The 14,747-nt window shown below is 57.6% G+C and carries 15 protein-coding genes and 3 tRNA genes; 9 read left to right on the top strand and 9 right to left on the bottom strand.

What is annotated here, in order from left to right:
* Positions 1-577: 577 nt before the first annotated feature.
* Entirely contained in the window at positions 578-1,123 is a 546-nt protein-coding gene (gene syd, locus D7S44_RS00380; RefSeq protein WP_120451180.1) for a SecY-interacting protein, read from the bottom strand.
* A 65-nt stretch (positions 1,124-1,188) separates the two neighbouring features.
* Here syd and queF point away from each other — a divergent pair, with 65 nt between their 5' ends.
* From queF to xni, 3 genes are all read left to right on the top strand, one after another.
* A complete protein-coding gene (gene queF, locus D7S44_RS00375) occupies positions 1,189-2,034 on the top strand; it encodes an NADPH-dependent 7-cyano-7-deazaguanine reductase QueF (protein ID WP_120451179.1) in 846 nt (281 codons plus the stop codon).
* A 169-nt stretch (positions 2,035-2,203) separates the two neighbouring features.
* Positions 2,204-3,565, top strand: a complete 1,362-nt coding sequence (gene ppnN / locus D7S44_RS00370; RefSeq protein WP_120451178.1) for a nucleotide 5'-monophosphate nucleosidase PpnN — start codon at positions 2,204-2,206, stop codon at positions 3,563-3,565.
* A gap of 40 nt (positions 3,566-3,605) precedes the next feature.
* Complete coding sequence (gene xni, locus D7S44_RS00365) at positions 3,606-4,382, top strand: flap endonuclease Xni (RefSeq protein WP_120451177.1); 777 nt, start codon at positions 3,606-3,608, stop codon at positions 4,380-4,382.
* A 3-nt stretch (positions 4,383-4,385) separates the two neighbouring features.
* Here xni and rlmM read toward each other — a convergent pair whose 3' ends face one another.
* The 4 genes from rlmM to D7S44_RS00345 all read right to left on the bottom strand — a co-directional run bounded on the left by rlmM (position 4,386) and on the right by D7S44_RS00345 (position 7,414).
* Positions 4,386-5,486 (bottom strand): 23S rRNA (cytidine(2498)-2'-O)-methyltransferase RlmM, encoded by a 1,101-nt coding sequence (rlmM, locus tag D7S44_RS00360; protein ID WP_120451176.1) that lies wholly within the window; start codon positions 5,484-5,486, stop codon positions 4,386-4,388.
* Positions 5,479-5,874, bottom strand: a complete 396-nt coding sequence (locus tag D7S44_RS00355; RefSeq protein WP_120451175.1) for a DUF423 domain-containing protein — start codon at positions 5,872-5,874, stop codon at positions 5,479-5,481. Before D7S44_RS00355 ends, rlmM begins: the two co-directional genes overlap by 8 nt.
* Before the next feature lie 50 nt (positions 5,875-5,924).
* On the bottom strand, positions 5,925-6,842 hold the full coding sequence (locus D7S44_RS00350) for a transcriptional regulator GcvA (RefSeq protein WP_120451174.1): 918 nt from the start codon (positions 6,840-6,842) through the stop codon (positions 5,925-5,927).
* A 350-nt stretch (positions 6,843-7,192) separates the two neighbouring features.
* Positions 7,193-7,414: a YgdI/YgdR family lipoprotein gene (locus D7S44_RS00345; RefSeq protein WP_120451173.1), complete on the bottom strand. Its 222-nt coding sequence runs from the start codon at positions 7,412-7,414 to the stop codon at positions 7,193-7,195.
* A gap of 196 nt (positions 7,415-7,610) precedes the next feature.
* Here D7S44_RS00345 and csdA point away from each other — a divergent pair, with 196 nt between their 5' ends.
* Together csdA and csdE are read left to right on the top strand one after the other, a co-directional pair.
* Positions 7,611-8,825, top strand: coding sequence for a cysteine desulfurase CsdA (gene csdA, locus D7S44_RS00340; protein ID WP_120451172.1), 1,215 nt, complete (start codon positions 7,611-7,613; stop codon positions 8,823-8,825).
* Complete coding sequence (gene csdE / locus D7S44_RS00335; protein WP_120451171.1) at positions 8,822-9,271, top strand: cysteine desulfurase sulfur acceptor subunit CsdE; 450 nt, start codon at positions 8,822-8,824, stop codon at positions 9,269-9,271. The genes csdA and csdE overlap by 4 nt, the downstream gene beginning before the upstream one ends.
* 4 nt (positions 9,272-9,275) lie before the next feature.
* On the opposite strand, the gene tcdA is transcribed toward csdE, so the two are convergent.
* From tcdA to D7S44_RS23445, 3 genes are read right to left on the bottom strand one after another with little or no spacing between them, the layout of a single operon-like run.
* On the bottom strand, positions 9,276-10,079 hold the full coding sequence (gene tcdA / locus D7S44_RS00330) for a tRNA cyclic N6-threonylcarbamoyladenosine(37) synthase TcdA (RefSeq protein WP_120451170.1): 804 nt from the start codon (positions 10,077-10,079) through the stop codon (positions 9,276-9,278).
* A 45-nt stretch (positions 10,080-10,124) separates the two neighbouring features.
* On the bottom strand, positions 10,125-11,276 hold the full coding sequence (gene mltA / locus D7S44_RS00325; protein WP_120451169.1) for a murein transglycosylase A: 1,152 nt from the start codon (positions 11,274-11,276) through the stop codon (positions 10,125-10,127).
* 16 nt (positions 11,277-11,292) lie between these two features.
* The gene (locus tag D7S44_RS23445; protein ID WP_158591206.1) at positions 11,293-11,451 is read right to left on the bottom strand and encodes a hypothetical protein; all 159 of its coding nucleotides are present in this window, start codon (positions 11,449-11,451) and stop codon (positions 11,293-11,295) included.
* 32 nt (positions 11,452-11,483) lie between these two features.
* Between D7S44_RS23445 and D7S44_RS00315 the strand changes: the two genes are divergently transcribed.
* The 3 genes from D7S44_RS00315 to D7S44_RS00305 all read left to right on the top strand — a co-directional run bounded on the left by D7S44_RS00315 (position 11,484) and on the right by D7S44_RS00305 (position 11,812).
* A tRNA-Met gene (locus tag D7S44_RS00315) sits at positions 11,484-11,560 on the top strand.
* 49 nt (positions 11,561-11,609) lie between these two features.
* Positions 11,610-11,686: transfer RNA gene (locus tag D7S44_RS00310), tRNA-Met, on the top strand.
* Positions 11,687-11,735: 49 nt separating this feature from the next.
* Positions 11,736-11,812 (top strand) — tRNA-Met (locus D7S44_RS00305).
* A gap of 80 nt (positions 11,813-11,892) precedes the next feature.
* Here D7S44_RS00305 and amiC read toward each other — a convergent pair.
* The gene (gene amiC / locus D7S44_RS00300; RefSeq protein WP_120451167.1) at positions 11,893-13,137 is read right to left on the bottom strand and encodes an N-acetylmuramoyl-L-alanine amidase AmiC; all 1,245 of its coding nucleotides are present in this window, start codon (positions 13,135-13,137) and stop codon (positions 11,893-11,895) included.
* Positions 13,138-13,368: 231 nt separating this feature from the next.
* Here amiC and argA point away from each other — a divergent pair, with 231 nt between their 5' ends.
* The gene (gene argA, locus D7S44_RS00295) at positions 13,369-14,697 is read left to right on the top strand and encodes an amino-acid N-acetyltransferase (protein ID WP_120451166.1); all 1,329 of its coding nucleotides are present in this window, start codon (positions 13,369-13,371) and stop codon (positions 14,695-14,697) included.
* Positions 14,698-14,747: the final 50 nt, after the last annotated feature.

Here is a 14,747-nt window from a genome sequence, read left to right as displayed (position 1 = left end):
GCGAGCAATAAATGGGGGCGGCAAGCATACCACCGCCAGACGCGCGCGCAAAAAAAGGGAGCACTGTTAAAACAGTGCTCCCGGTTCGTTTGCAGCTTTCCCGCCACGCTGATGCTCCCTGCTCTTCCTTGACAACTTTTCCTGTGCGCCATCCTGCGCTTATCATCCTGATAATTCCTTTGGCTTCCAGGCCCGCCGCGCATCATATGCGGCTCTCGTTCTCCTTCCTGGAGGTGTCCCTGACTCTCTCCTGAGTATCCTGCTTCATCCTGAAGCCTTCCGTGTGACGTAAGCTCCGTTACGGTCCCGCCTCCTGGCATGACGTATCCTGACGCTATCTTCAATCCTCTGGCTTCCTGCCAACTGCTGACTATTCTGGCAGAGGCCGCTGAATAAACAAGGTACTAAACAGCGTTACTGTATTTGTTTATAGACCAGTTTTAGGAGTAACGCCATTAAGTTAATGATTCACAATATCTTTACATTGCAGACTTCTGGATGTCTCCCAATAGAAATGCCAATCTCTCACAAGGCATGTAAGAGATATCTCACAAACCCATTAGCGATTGTCTGCAAATCAGGGGATAACCACCTGTAAAGATTTAAGAAAATTCTGGATATTTTCCGATAAAACCTCTCGTTTTTTCGTGCCAGGCTGTTCGAGAATCACTTCGCCAGACAGATTGCAGAGCGAAATGATCTCCTGCTCCGATTCAGTCGCGGCGATAAACAGCGTCGGCGTCTGTTTCAGGCGGCGCTTCATGATCAAATGCCCTATCAGATTCTCCTGCAGGCGCAAAAAATCTTCCTCGCTCCAGACCTGTAACAGCGAAAGTTCCCGCTGCCCGCAGCGCGCCGCCATGTCTCCAGCAAACTGCGCGGTATAAAAGGCGGCGATATCCTGCTGAAGGGTTATATCCAGCGCACGCTCTACCGCTTCCAGCGTGGCGGGCAAGGTAAAGGGCTGCGGTTGCCACCATACTTCGTCAGCCTGGGTCGCGATAATACAGGGGGACGGCACGCCATAAAGCGCCTGGCTGGCTGGCGCGTGGCCGGTGCGCTGCTGCCAGGCATCGCAATAGCGGGCGGTAAATTCGCGCAGGGCATCCACAGTCTGTTGCATGACTCTTTTTCTCACGTCTGATGGGTTACACTTATCCACTTTGTTTGGAATGACGGGTAACCGCTATGTCTTTATATGAAAAGGATCAGGCGCTGAGCAACCTGACCCTGGGCAAACCCACAGCCTATCACGATCAATACGATCCCAGCCTGCTGCAGGCGGTGCCGCGCAGCCTGAACCGCACGCCGCTGGGGCTGATGCCTGATTCGCTGCCCTTTACGGGCGCAGATATCTGGACGCTTTACGAACTCTCCTGGCTCAACAGCAAGGGGGTGCCGCAGGTCGCGCTGGGCGAAGTGGTGCTGAACGCCACCAGCGAACATCTTATCGAGTCGAAGAGCTTTAAGCTCTACCTTAACAGCTTTAACCAGACGCGCTTCGCCGACTGGGGCGAAGTCCGCCAGACGCTGGAGCGCGATCTCAGCGCCTGCGCGCAGGGCGACGTCAGCGTCGCGCTGTTTCGCCTGAGCGAAGTAGAGGGACAGCCCATCGGTCAGTTTAGCGGTTACTGCATTGATGAGCAGGATATTGAGATCGCGGACTACAGCTTCAACGCCGACTACCTCGCTGATGCGGCGGGCAGCGAAGTGGTGGAAGAGACGCTGGTCAGCCATCTGCTGAAATCCAACTGCTTGATCACCAACCAGCCCGACTGGGGTTCGGTGATGATCCGCTACAAAGGCCCGCGCATCGACCGCGAAGCGCTGCTGCGCTACCTTATCTCTTTCCGCCAGCACAATGAGTTTCACGAGCAGTGCGTGGAGCGCATCTTCAACGACGTGCTGCGTTTCTGTCAGCCGCAGCAACTTACGGTCTATGCACGCTACACGCGCCGCGGCGGTCTGGATATTAACCCCTGGCGCAGCAACGTGCCCTTCACGCCGGGATATTCTCGTCTGGCGCGGCAGTAGCTTTGCGAGTCCTCTCGCAGCCTGCGCGTCAGGCGTTGCGTTCCCCTTGAGCATTCACGGTCGACAAGGCACTCTGGTGAAGGCGGCGATCGGAGGATCGTCGGCCAGGAATTTTCGCCACCGCAACAGCGGTGTCATTAGTCACCCAGGCGGGTGTAACGGAGTTCATTTGATTACGCATATCAGCCCTCTTGGCTCGATGGATCTGCTGTCTCAGCTGGAAGTGGACATGCTCAAGCGCACGGCGAGCAGCGATCTTTACCAGCTGTTTCGTAACTGCTCGCTCGCCGTGCTGAATTCAGGCAGTCAGACCGACAGCAGCCACGAACTGCTTTCCCGCTTTGAAAACTTCGATATTAACGTGCTGCGTCGCGAACGCGGCGTAAAGCTGGAACTGATCAATCCGCCGGAAGAGGCGTTTGTTGACGGTCGCATTATCCGCTCGCTGCAGGCCAACCTGTTTGCCGTACTGCGCGACATTCTTTTCGTTAACGGCCAGCTGTCGATTGCCGGGATGCAGGAGGCGGCGCCGGAAGATTCGGCGCATATCACTAACCAGGTTTTCTCTATACTGCGCAACGCGCGCGCGCTGCACGTCGGTGAGTATCCCAATACCGTTGTCTGCTGGGGCGGCCACTCGATCAACGCGGTGGAGTATCAATACTGCCGCAACGTCGGCACCCAGTTGGGCCTGCGCGAGCTGAATATCTGCACCGGCTGCGGGCCAGGCGTAATGGAAGCGCCGATGAAAGGCGCAGCGGTAGGCCATGCGCAGCAGCGCTACCGCGACAGCCGCTTTATCGGGCTGACCGAGCCGTCAATTATCGCCGCTGAGCCGCCTAACCCGCTGGTGAATGAACTCATCATCATGCCGGATATCGAAAAACGCCTGGAAGCCTTTGTGCGCATCGCGCACGGCATCATTATCTTCCCGGGCGGCGTGGGCACAGCGGAGGAGCTGCTCTATCTGCTGGGAATTATGATGAACCCGCAGAACCACGAGCAGGTGCTGCCGCTTATCCTCACCGGACCGCAGGAGAGCGCCGACTACTTCCACGTGCTCGACGACTTTATCGTCAATACGCTGGGCGAAGCGGCGCGCAAACACTACAAGATCGTCATTGATGATGCCGCCGAAGTGGCGCGTCTGATGAAAAAAGCGATGCCGCAGGTGAAAGAGTATCGTCGGGAAACCGGTGACGCCTACAGCTTCAACTGGTCAATCCGCATCTCGCCCGATCTGCAAAAGCCATTTCTGCCGACGCATGAAAATATGGCCAATCTCAATCTCTATACCAACCAGCCCGCGGAGCAGCTGGCGGCTGACCTGCGACGCGCCTTCTCCGGCATCGTCGCCGGAAACGTGAAAGAGATCGGCATACGCGAGATCCGGGAAAAAGGGCCGTATAAACTGCATGGCGAGCCGGACATTATGCGCCGCATGGATGAGCTGCTGCAGGGATTTGTCGCCCAGCACCGTATGAAGCTGCCGGGCACCGCCTATATCCCCTGCTATGAGATCATTAAATAAAACGCAAGGAAGGCAGCTCATACGGGCTGCCGTTTAGCTTATGTCATTTCACCTTCTTATCGTAGACGCGCTCAACCTGATACGTCGTCTGCACGCAGTACAGGGATCGCCCTGCGTCGAGGGTTGCCTCGCGGCGCTGCGCCAGCTTCTGGGGCATACGCAGCCGACTCACGTCGTAGCGGTCTTCGACAGCGAACAGCGCCATCAGGGCTGGCGTCATCAGCTGTTTCCGGACTATAAAAGCGGTCGACCGCCGATGCCGGAAGATCTGCAGGCTGAACTGCCCGCGCTGCAGGAGGCGTTCCGCCGCGCAGGCGTCAGTTGCTGGATCGCCGGAGCGGACGAAGCGGACGATCTGGCGGCCACGCTGGCGGTAAAAATGGCGCAGGCGGGCCATCAGGCCACCATCGTCTCCACCGATAAAGGCTATTGCCAGCTGCTCGCGCCGCAGATTCGCATCCGCGACTATTTCCAGAAGCGCTGGCTGGATCTGCCCTTTATTGAAAACGAGTTCGGCGTTGCGCCGCAGCGGCTGCCCGATTACTGGGGACTGTGCGGCATCAGCAGCAGCAAAATTCCCGGCGTAGCGGGCATCGGCCCGAAAAGCGCAAAAACGCTGTTGCAGACATTTGGGTCGCTGGATGATATCTATGCGCAGCTTGATAACGTACCGGAGAAATGGCGCGCGAAGCTGGCGGCTGGCCGCGAGTCAGCCTTAATCAGCCGACAGGTTGCGGTGCTGAAGCAGGATCTGGTGTTACAGGGCAATCTGAAAACGCTGCGTTATGAAGGCCAGGCGGCGCAGCGCCCGGCCTGACGCTTAACGTTCGTCGCGGCGGCCAGGGATCGCGCCCCAGATGCGGCGAATATGAACCGTGACCTCTTCGCGGTCGTGGTAGAGCTGGCGGGCGCGAATCTGGGCGTTAATGCCCTGCGCCTTCAGCGCCTCGTCGATCATCGCCAGGTTCTGCGTCACCTCTTCGTAGCGCTTTTTCATCGGCAGCTTGAGGTTGAAGATCGCCTCGCGGCACCAGCCGTTGACCAGCCATTCGGTCATCAGGTTGGCGACGCGCACCGGCTTCTCTACCATGTCGCACACCAGCCAGTCGTTGTTATTACGCGTCGGGCGAAACTTAAAGCCGTCTTCGCGGCAGTGCGTCACCTGTCCGGTATCCATCAGGCTCGGCGCCATCGGGCCGTTATCAACTGCGTACACCCACATGCTGCGCTTCACCAGCTGATAGGTCCAGCCGCCGGGACAGGCACCGAGATCGACCGCGTGCATACCGCCCGCCAGGCGTTCATCCCACTCGTCGGCGGGGATAAAAACGTGGAACGCCTCTTCCAGCTTCAGCGTGGAGCGGCTCGGCGCATCGGCCGGGAACTTCAGGCGCGGAATGCCCATATAGAACGGCGAGTTGTTGCCGACAAACGAGTAGCCGACGTAGCAGGCGCCAGGCGCAATAAAGAAGACATGCACCACCGGGCGCTTCGGGCTTTCGTAATTGAGCAGGATCCCCGCTTCGCGCAGGCTGGCGCGCAGCGGCACGGTGAACTTGCGGCAAAACTTCGTCAGCTCTTTCGCTTCGTTGGTGTCCGGCACCTCGACGCGCAGCTCGCCGCCCTTCTCGACCACGCCGGTCAACATGCCGACAATCGGCGCAATGCGATCGTCCGGCGGCAAATCTTTCAGCAGCTCGCCGACCACCAGCATCTGGCGGGCAAAAATCAGCGTATCGAAAGGGAGATCGCGCACCAGACGATCCGCCTCTTCGTGCTGATAACATTCGAACAGTACGTAACCGCTGTTCTCTTTAACCCGCGGGAAACCATAGATTTCACGCTCGGCGGCTCTGGCGGCGATTTCCGCCGCGCACTCTTTTTCAAAACCGGGACGGCAATAGAGTAAAACTTTATTCATGGCGATCTGCCTTTCGTTTAAGACGCAGTGCGCCAATCAACATCAGGAACCAGCCGATCAGGAAGCAAAACCCGCCGACCGGCGTAACAAAAACCCAAAACTTGAGATGCGACAGCGCCAGAGAGTAAAGGCTGCCGCTAAACAGCACGATGCCAAGGGCAAGAAAGGCGCTGCTCCAGTAAAACCAGAGATTGGCGCGGCGCAGCATCGCTGCACCCAGGCCGATTACCGCCAGCGTGTGATACGCCTGATACTCCAGCCCGGTATGGATCCAGGCCATTTCGGCCGGGCCGAGCGAACGGCTTAATACGTGGGCACCAAAAGCGCCAAAGGCCACCAGCAAAAACCCGCTGATGGCGGCAAAAATAAACATGGCACGACTGGACATCTGACTATCCTCAAGGTGCATCTGTACCTCACTGTACAGAAATCAATAAGTTAGTGGTCGTAGCGAAAGCGGAATTTTTCTTGTTCGCTGGCGGCTTTCGCGATGATCCACTGCCGAAAGGCGGCTATTTTACCCAGTTCTGCCTGGCTGTCATGACAAACCAGATAAAAAGCATTTTTACTGACCAGCACGTCGTTGAACGGGCAGATTAGCCGGCCGGCTTCGATCTCGCTCTGCGCCATCACATTATTCGCCAGCGCCACGCCCTGGCCGTGGATCGCGGCCTGCAATACCATGGCGCTGTGGCTGAAAATCGGTCCCTGCTGGACATTAATGTGCTGCAAGCCAAGCTGGCGGATATAGGATTGCCAGTCGCGCCGCGAGGCGTCGTGCAGCAGGGTAAAACGCGACAGATCCATCGGCGTTTTCAACGGATTATCGCCGGTCATCAACGTGGGTGAACAGACCGGCAACAGATATTCGGCGTAAAGTTTTTCTACGCGCAGTCCCGGCCAGTTGCCGCGACCGTAGAAGATCGCCACGTCAACATCGTCGGCCAGCTTCTCTTCATCGCGATCCACCGCCTGGATACGCACGTCAATGCCCGGATAAGCCATATTAAAGCTGGAGAGGCGCGGTACCAGCCACTGAATGGCGAAGCTGGGCAGCAGGCTGACGGTCAGGGCACCCTTCGCGCTGCGCGCCTGCAGTTTGCGCGTCGCATCATTAAGGGCGGTGAAAATCTCTTTGATATCGAGATAGTAGCTCTGGCCCTCCTCCGTCAGTAACAGCGATCGATTCCTGCGGCGAAACAGCTTAAGCCCGAGAAAATCTTCCAGCGATTTTATCTGATGGCTTACTGCGGCCTGAGTAACGAACAGCTCTTCGGCGGCTTTTGTAAAGCTGAGATGGCGCGCCGCAGCGTCAAACACGCGGAGTGCATTAAGAGGAGGAAGGCGTTTCGACATGGTTTTCCGTGCTCGGATCAGGGGCAAAACACGTGCGCTTATAACAAGCATTCACATATTAGTTTTAGTAATCCGAGGCATTATAAATTGTCCGTTGAGGAAGCTCCAGCAAATACCTATAGTTGCCGCACTTCCTGAGCCGGAACGAAAAGATTTCAGGATTTGTGAGTGAGTTCGCAGACTTCCGGAAAACTTTTGGCTTGTGGTCGTGATGTTGTGTTTGCATTTTGATCTGACGATTGCAGATCAAGCTTTTAATTCCTGTAGATTTACCCTGTCTGTCCATAGTGATTTTGAATAGCACCGCAAATTGCGGTGCTTTTTTTTGCCTGAAGCAGGCGCCGGAGCGCTTACTTCATCTCAACCATCTCTTTGACATCTGAACGGTTAATCTGCTGCTTGTTGCCGTTAGCGTCTTTATAGCTGATCATACCGGTATCGTTGTCTACTGAAGGCTTACCTGCTGAGACAATGGTGCGACCATCATTGGTATGCATGACATAATTGCTTGAACACGCGGCCAGAGTAAAAGCCATAACGCAGACAGCCAGCACTGCTGAAAGTTTTTTCATTTTCTATCTCCTTGTAGATTGATTGCATCAAACCACCCGGCCAGCTGACCCTAGTCAAATCGACTAAAGAAGGTTGCTCATTGTACGGGTTTTGGTTTAAACCTTGCATTAATCAGCATAACGCGCTTTTACAGCTTTGCCAGGAGAGAGCCAGGCTTTTGCTCTGGTCCTGTTTATTTATAAGACGAGACAAAGCATGACCGCATTCAATCCAACCGCATTCCGCCAGCAGTTTCCGGCGCTGAACGATGCAGGTGTTTATCTCGACAGCGCCGCGACTACGCTCAAGCCTCAGGTGGTGATTGATACCACGCAACAGTTTTACAGCCTGAGCGCCGGCACCGTGCATCGCAGCCAGTATGGCGCGGCGCAACAGCTGACCGAGCGTTACGAACAGGCGCGGCATCAGGTGGCGCGCCTGTTGAATGCGGCGCATGGCCACCAGATTGTCTGGACGCGCGGCACCACGGAAGCGATCAACCTGGTTGCCAACAGCTGGCTGCTGCCACGCCTGAAGGCGGGCGATGAGATCCTGGTGAGCGAGGCGGAGCATCACGCTAATCTGGTGCCCTGGCTGATGGCGGCCCAGGCGCGCGGCGCGAAGGTGGTGAAATGGCCCATCGGCGCGGATCGCCTGCCGGATATGGCGCTGCTGCCGTCGCTGCTCAACGCGCGTACCCGACTGCTGGCGATAGGTCAGATGTCCAACGTAACGGGCGGCTGCCCGGATCTGGCGCAGGCTATCGCGCTGGCGCACAGCGTCGGTGCGAAAGTGATGGTCGACGGCGCGCAGGGTGTGGCGCACTGCCCGCCTGACGTACAGGCGCTGGAGATCGATTTCTACGCCTTCTCCGCCCACAAGCTCTACGGCCCAACCGGCATCGGCGTGCTGTATGGCAAAGCCGAGCTGCTGGAAGAGATGGTGCCCTGGCAAGGCGGCGGCAAGATGCTCACTCAGGTGGATTTCAGCGGCTTTACGCCGCAGCCGGTCCCCTGGCGTTTCGAAGCGGGAACGCCTAACGTCGCGGGCGTGGTGGGGTTAAGCGCCGCGCTCAGCTGGCTCGAGCAGCATGACCGGCTGAAAGCGGAGATGTGGAGCCAGCAGCTCGCCAGCCTGGCTGAAGAGCAGCTCAGCGAGTTTCCCGGTTTTCGCAGCTACCGTGTCGGGCGCTCAAGCGTGCTGGCGTTTGATTTCGAGGGCGTACACCACAGCGATATCGTGACGCTGCTGGCGGAACAGGGCATTGCGCTGCGCGCAGGCCAGCACTGCGCACAGCCGCTGATGGCGGCGCTTGGCGTAAGCGGCACGCTGCGCGTCTCTTTCGCGCCCTATAATAATTTGCAGGATGTGGATGCGCTGACCCGCGCTATCTATACCACGCTCGACCTGTTGTCTGAGGAGGAAGCATGAGTCAGACCCTGGCTGGCCCGCACCCGTTTGGCGATCTGATCACCCTTGACGGCCTGAAAGAAAAATTCGCCCACTTTCAGCAGTGGGAAGATCGCTATCGCCAGCTGATTCAGCTCAGCCGCCAGCTGCCCGCCCTGCCGGATGCACTAAAGACCGCCGACATTGAGCTGACCGGCTGCGAAAACCGCGTCTGGCTCGGCAGCCAGCTGCGCCACGACGGCACGCTGCATTTTTATGGCGACAGCGAAGGCCGCATCGTGCGTGGTCTGCTTGCGGTGCTACTTACTGCTGTGGAAGGAAAAACGCCGCAGGCGCTGCTGGCGGAAGACCCGCTGCAGCTGTTTGATGAACTGGGCCTGCGCGCCCAGCTCAGCGCCTCGCGCAGCAGCGGCCTGAAGGCGCTGGCGGAGGCGGTACATCAGGCCGCGCACGCGGCGCAGCCCTGATTCCTTACGCAGCCTGACGCGCCGCGCGCGCCAGATATTTCTTCAGCGCATGGGAAACGGCGACAAAGCCAAAGGTGGCGGTCACCATAGTGGCGGCGCCAAAGCCCGCTTCGCAATCCATTCTTTTTGGCCCTTCGGCGGTGCTGCGCGCGGCGCAGACGCTGCCGTCCGGCTGCGGATACATCAGCGCTTCGGTAGAGAAGACGCAGTCGATGCCCAGCTTACCTTTGCTGTTTTTCACCACGCCGAGCGCCTTTAGCCGCTCGCGCAGTTTGGCCGCCAGCGGATCCTGAATCGTCTTCGCCAGATCGGCGACCTGAATCTGCGTCGGATCGATCTGACCGCCCGCGCCGCCGGTGGTGATCAGCGGGATCTTATTGCGGCGGCACCAGGCGATCAGCGCCGCTTTCGGACGCACGCTGTCGATCGCATCGATCACATAGTCATAGCCCGCCGCCATCAGCTCCGCCGTGTTATCCGGCGTAATGAAATCGTCGATGCAGATGACCTCGCAGTCGGGATTGATGGCGCGCAGGCGCTCGGCCATCACCTCGGTTTTCGCCTTGCCGACGTTGCCGTTCAGCGCATGGATCTGACGATTGGTATTGGTGATGCAGACATCATCCATATCAATCAGGGTAATTTTGCCGATGCCGGTGCGCACCAGCGCTTCCGCCGCCCAGGAGCCGACGCCGCCGATGCCAATAACGCAGAAGTGCGCCGCGGCGAAACGCGTCAGCGCTTCCTGCCCATAGAGACGTGCCGTGCCGCCAAAACGCTGACGCCAGGCCTCGTTAACCACACTCATAATCAACCTTGTCACGTCATGCGGGCCGCTCGGCCCGCAGAGAAATCAGTTTGAACCCAGTAACAGAGAGCCATTATCGCCGTTTTGCGGATTGCTGAACAGCGGCTGTCCGGCGCCCGGTGCGGCTTTCAGCACCCAGACGCGGCCGTAGTGGTTGTAAAAGCCCGCCAGGTGCGCCGCATCAGGACCGATACCCTGATAGATATCAAAATGCTGGCCCTTAATTGCGCCGCCAACGTCCAGCGCCACCATCAGGCGCATCTCATATTTACCGTTGAACTTGCCCTTTTCATTTAGCTGTGGCACTTCCGCCAGCAGCGCGGTTCCCGCCGGGATCAGCGAGCGGTCCGACGCCACCGAGGCTTTCGCCACCAGCGGCACCGCGCTGGCGCCACGCACCGGCGTGTAGGGTTCCGGCTTAAAGAAGACGAACGACGGGTTCGTCTCCAGCAGCGCGCGCACCTCTTGCGGGGAATGCGCTGCCGCCCAGTCGCGGATAGCCTGCATTGACATATCTTCGCGCTTAACTTCGCCGCGATCGATCAGCTCTTTGCCAATGCTGTGATAGGCCCAGCCGTTTTTGCCGCCATACCCGAAAAAGGTCATCGGACGGCCGTCGCCGTAATCCACGTAGCCGCTGCCCTGCACGTCCATAATAAAGTTATCGATTAGCGAGTTGCTCCAGCCGATAACATAGCGGTCATCCAGCGCGCCGCTATAGATAGAGGCGCGGCTCGGCAGCTTCGCTCCGCGCTTGCGCGGCGGCATACGGTAGATGGGATACTGGAATTCGCCCTGACGCGTGTAGCGCGCCTGCACAACCGGCGTGTAGTAGCCGGTAAACTGCACGTTGCCATAGTTATCGGTCCCCTCCATCTGGAAGGCGTTCAGACCGAACTGACGCAGCTGGCGCGTATCGGCACCGGCCATCAGCCAGTTCTCAATCGCGCTGTAAGTGCCGGTGTGGCGTCCATAGAGGGCCGAGGAGGCGTACTGTATCTGTCGTACCTGCTCGCCGAAGTCCCTGCCGTTAACCGGTCGGCCTTTGGCGTTGGGCTGATTGACCAGCGCCAGCGGCTGTTCCAGCTTGCCATCTTTATATTGCTGCCCGCGATCGGTTGGTTTCGAGCTACAACCCGCCAGCAGCGCAAACATTGCACCAGTAAGTACATACTTCGCCCAGTGTCCTTTATTCATCGCCGTCTCTTATTCATTAGTGTTCGTCGCCACGCGACGATAGCAAAGCGTCCATCAGATTGAAATCCACGTGCTCTTTCCACGCGCACGGCTGTGCGATAATTAGCCAGATGGAGAAAATATTCAGCAAACAGTAGCCAATTTGGCGCTTCGCGGCAAAAAGGGGTTGCATCATCAGCTCCGCGAGGTATAGTGCGCATCCACGGACGCGGGATGGAGCAGCCTGGTAGCTCGTCGGGCTCATAACCCGAAGGTCGTCGGTTCAAATCCGGCTCCCGCAACCAACTCTTCTGATGAAGAGACAATGTGAAAAGTCGCAATGCGCACTACGGACGCGGGATGGAGCAGCCTGGTAGCTCGTCGGGCTCATAACCCGAAGGTCGTCGGTTCAAATCCGGCTCCCGCAACCAACTCTTTTAACGAAGAGCCAAAGTGACAAGACGCAAAGCGCAAGACGGACGCGGGGTGGAGCAGCCTGGTAGCTCGTCGGGCTCATAACCCGAAGGTCGTCGGTTCAAATCCGGCCCCCGCAACCAATCATTTAAGCACCTGAAAGGGTGCTTTTTTGTTTTTGTGCTTTATGAAAAACGGGACAGCCTGCGCTATCCCCTCTTCTTTAACGACGCGCCAGCGCCCCGCCATTATCAAAATAGGCTTTTATCCCGTGAAAAATCGCCTCGGCGACCTGCTGCTGATAACGGCTGGTGCGTAGCTTTCGCTCCTCTTCCACATTGCTGATAAAGGCGGTTTCCACCAGAATCGACGGAATATCCGGTGCTTTCAGTACCGCGAAGCCAGCCTGATCGACGGTACGCTTATGCAGATGGTTGATGCGGCCCATACGATGCAGCACCTCTTTGCCGAACTTCAGGCTGTCGTGAATAGTCTGCCGTTGCACCATATCGAACATGGTGTGATCGAGGTAGCGGTCGCCGCTTTTGCTGACGCCGCCGATGAGATCCGATTCGTTTTGCGTCTGCGCCAGGAAACGGGCTGCCGCCGAGGTCGCCCCTTTAGTCGAGAGCGCGAATACCGAAGAGCCACGCGCGCTGCGGCTGGTAAAGGCGTCGGCATGGATAGAGACAAACAGATCGGCGCGCTGCTTGCGCGCTTTCGCCACCCGAACCCGCAACGGAATAAACACATCCTCGTTGCGCGTCATGTAGGCCTTCATATTCGGCTCTTTTTCGATCAGTGCTTTTAGCCGTCGCCCAATCTTCAGCACGATATCTTTTTCACGCGTCTTATATTTACCGTGCGCGCCGGGATCTTCGCCGCCGTGGCCGGGATCGATCATGATGATCATCGGCCTGTCGCGCCCCGCCTTACCAGGAAGCGGCGCGGTCGCCGGTTCATTCCGTTCCAGATCGCCCTGGTTGTAATCCTTAAGCAGCGCCAGCAGCGGATCGTCGACCGAGGTATCCTGGCTGGGATAGAGATCCACCACCAGCCGGTGTTTGATCCCCGCCACCGGTGCCAGGGTGAAGGTTTTCGGCGCGACGTTGCGCTTTAGCTCCAGCACGATACGCACGGTACTGGCGTCGAACTGCCCTACCCGCGCATTTTTGATAAAGGGATCGTTAACGCGCACCAGCTTATCGACGCCTTTCAGCACCGGGTTGAGGTGCATATCTTTGATATCGATTACCAGCCGATCCGGATGCGTAAGCGCAAACTGCTTATAGTGAAGCGGCACGCTGGATTCCAGCGTCATGCGCGAATAGGTCGAAGAGGGCCAGATACGTACCGCGACAATATGATTTTTCGCTGCCAGGCCTGCGCGGCTGACACTCAGCAGCAATAATGCGCCTGTACCCTGCAAGAGCCTTCTGCGGGAAATAAGAGGATTTGATTCTGACATGCCGCCCCAGCTGCTCTGTTCTGTCTAAAAAAGCGCCACTTCAATAAACGGCGGTAAAAACTTTAGCCCATACCTTTGGCCAAGTCATCCTGGAAAAGCTAAATAATGCAGTCTCTTAGCGTCTGACGCACCCGAAAAAACGTAAATTTACGTCAGGTTTAATTCTTGCAAAAGTGGCCCTGAAAGAATAAAAATACAGAAATTACGAATAATCATTCATTGAGGTTTGCCGTGAAGGAACGTAGTACTGAGCTGGTTCAGGGTTTTCGCCACACCGTTCCCTATATCAATGCCCATCGGGACAAGACCTTTGTCATCATGCTGGGCGGCGAAGCGATCGAGCACGAAAATTTCTCCAGCATCGTCAACGATATCGGTTTGCTGCACAGCCTCGGGATACGTCTGGTGGTGGTGTATGGCGCGCGTCCGCAGATTGACGCCAGCCTGGCGCAGCATCAGCTGGAGCCGGTTTACCACAAGCACACCCGCGTCACCGATGCCCAATCGCTGGAGCTGGTGAAGCAGGCGGCGGGACGGTTACAGCTCGATATTACGGCGCGACTTTCAATGAGCCTTAACAATACGCCGCTGCAGGGCGCGCATATCAATGTCGTTAGCGGCAACTTCATTATCGCGCAGCCGCTGGGCGTGGATGACGGCGTGGATTACTGCCACAGCGGGCGTATTCGCCGCATCGACGAAGAGGCGATCCATCGGCAGCTGGATAACAATGCAATCGTGCTGCTCGGTCCGGTGGCGGTCTCTGTTACCGGCGAAAGCTTTAACCTGACGTCGGAAGAGGTCGCCACCCAGCTGGCGATCAAGCTGAAGGCGGAAAAGATGATTGGTTTCTGCTCCGAGCAGGGCGTGACCAGCCGCGACGGCGCGATTATCTCCGAACTCTTCCCGAATGACGCGCAGGCGCGCATCGAGGAGATGGAGAGCGACGGCGACTATCTGTCCGGCACGGTGCGTTTCCTGCGTGGCGCGGTGAAAGCCTGCCGGAGCGGCGTGCGCCGCAGCCATCTCATCAGCTATCAGGAAGATGGCGCGCTGTTGCAGGAACTCTTTTCACGCGACGGTATCGGCACGCAGATCGTTATGGAGTCGAGCGAGCAGATCCGCCGCGCCACTATTAACGATATCGGCGGCATTCTGGAGCTGATCCGCCCGCTGGAGCAGCAGGGTATTCTGGTGCGTCGCTCGCGCGAGCAGCTGGAGATGGAGATCGACAAGTTCACCATTATCATACGCGACAATCTGACCATCGCCTGTGCGGCGCTCTACCCCTTTATGGATGAGAAAATTGGCGAAATGGCCTGCGTGGCGGTGCATCCTGACTATCGCAGCTCCTCACGCGGCGAGATGTTGCTGCAGCGCGTTGCGCTTCAGGCGCGACAAATGGGGCTGGAGAAGCTGTTTGTTCTGACGACGCGCAGCATTCACTGGTTTCAGGAACGCGGCTTTACGCCGGTGGATATTGAGTCGCTGCCAGAGAGTAAAAAGCAAATGTACAACTACCAGCGGCGCTCTAAGGTGCTGATGGCGGATCTGACCTGATTTGGAACAGCTTGCGCCAGACTGATGAGCAGGCACGGGCAACAGGGGCT

Source organism: Pantoea piersonii (genome assembly GCF_003612015.1).
GTDB lineage: Bacteria > Pseudomonadota > Gammaproteobacteria > Enterobacterales > Enterobacteriaceae > Pantoea > Pantoea piersonii.
This window is presented reverse-complemented; position numbering and strand designations above follow the sequence as displayed.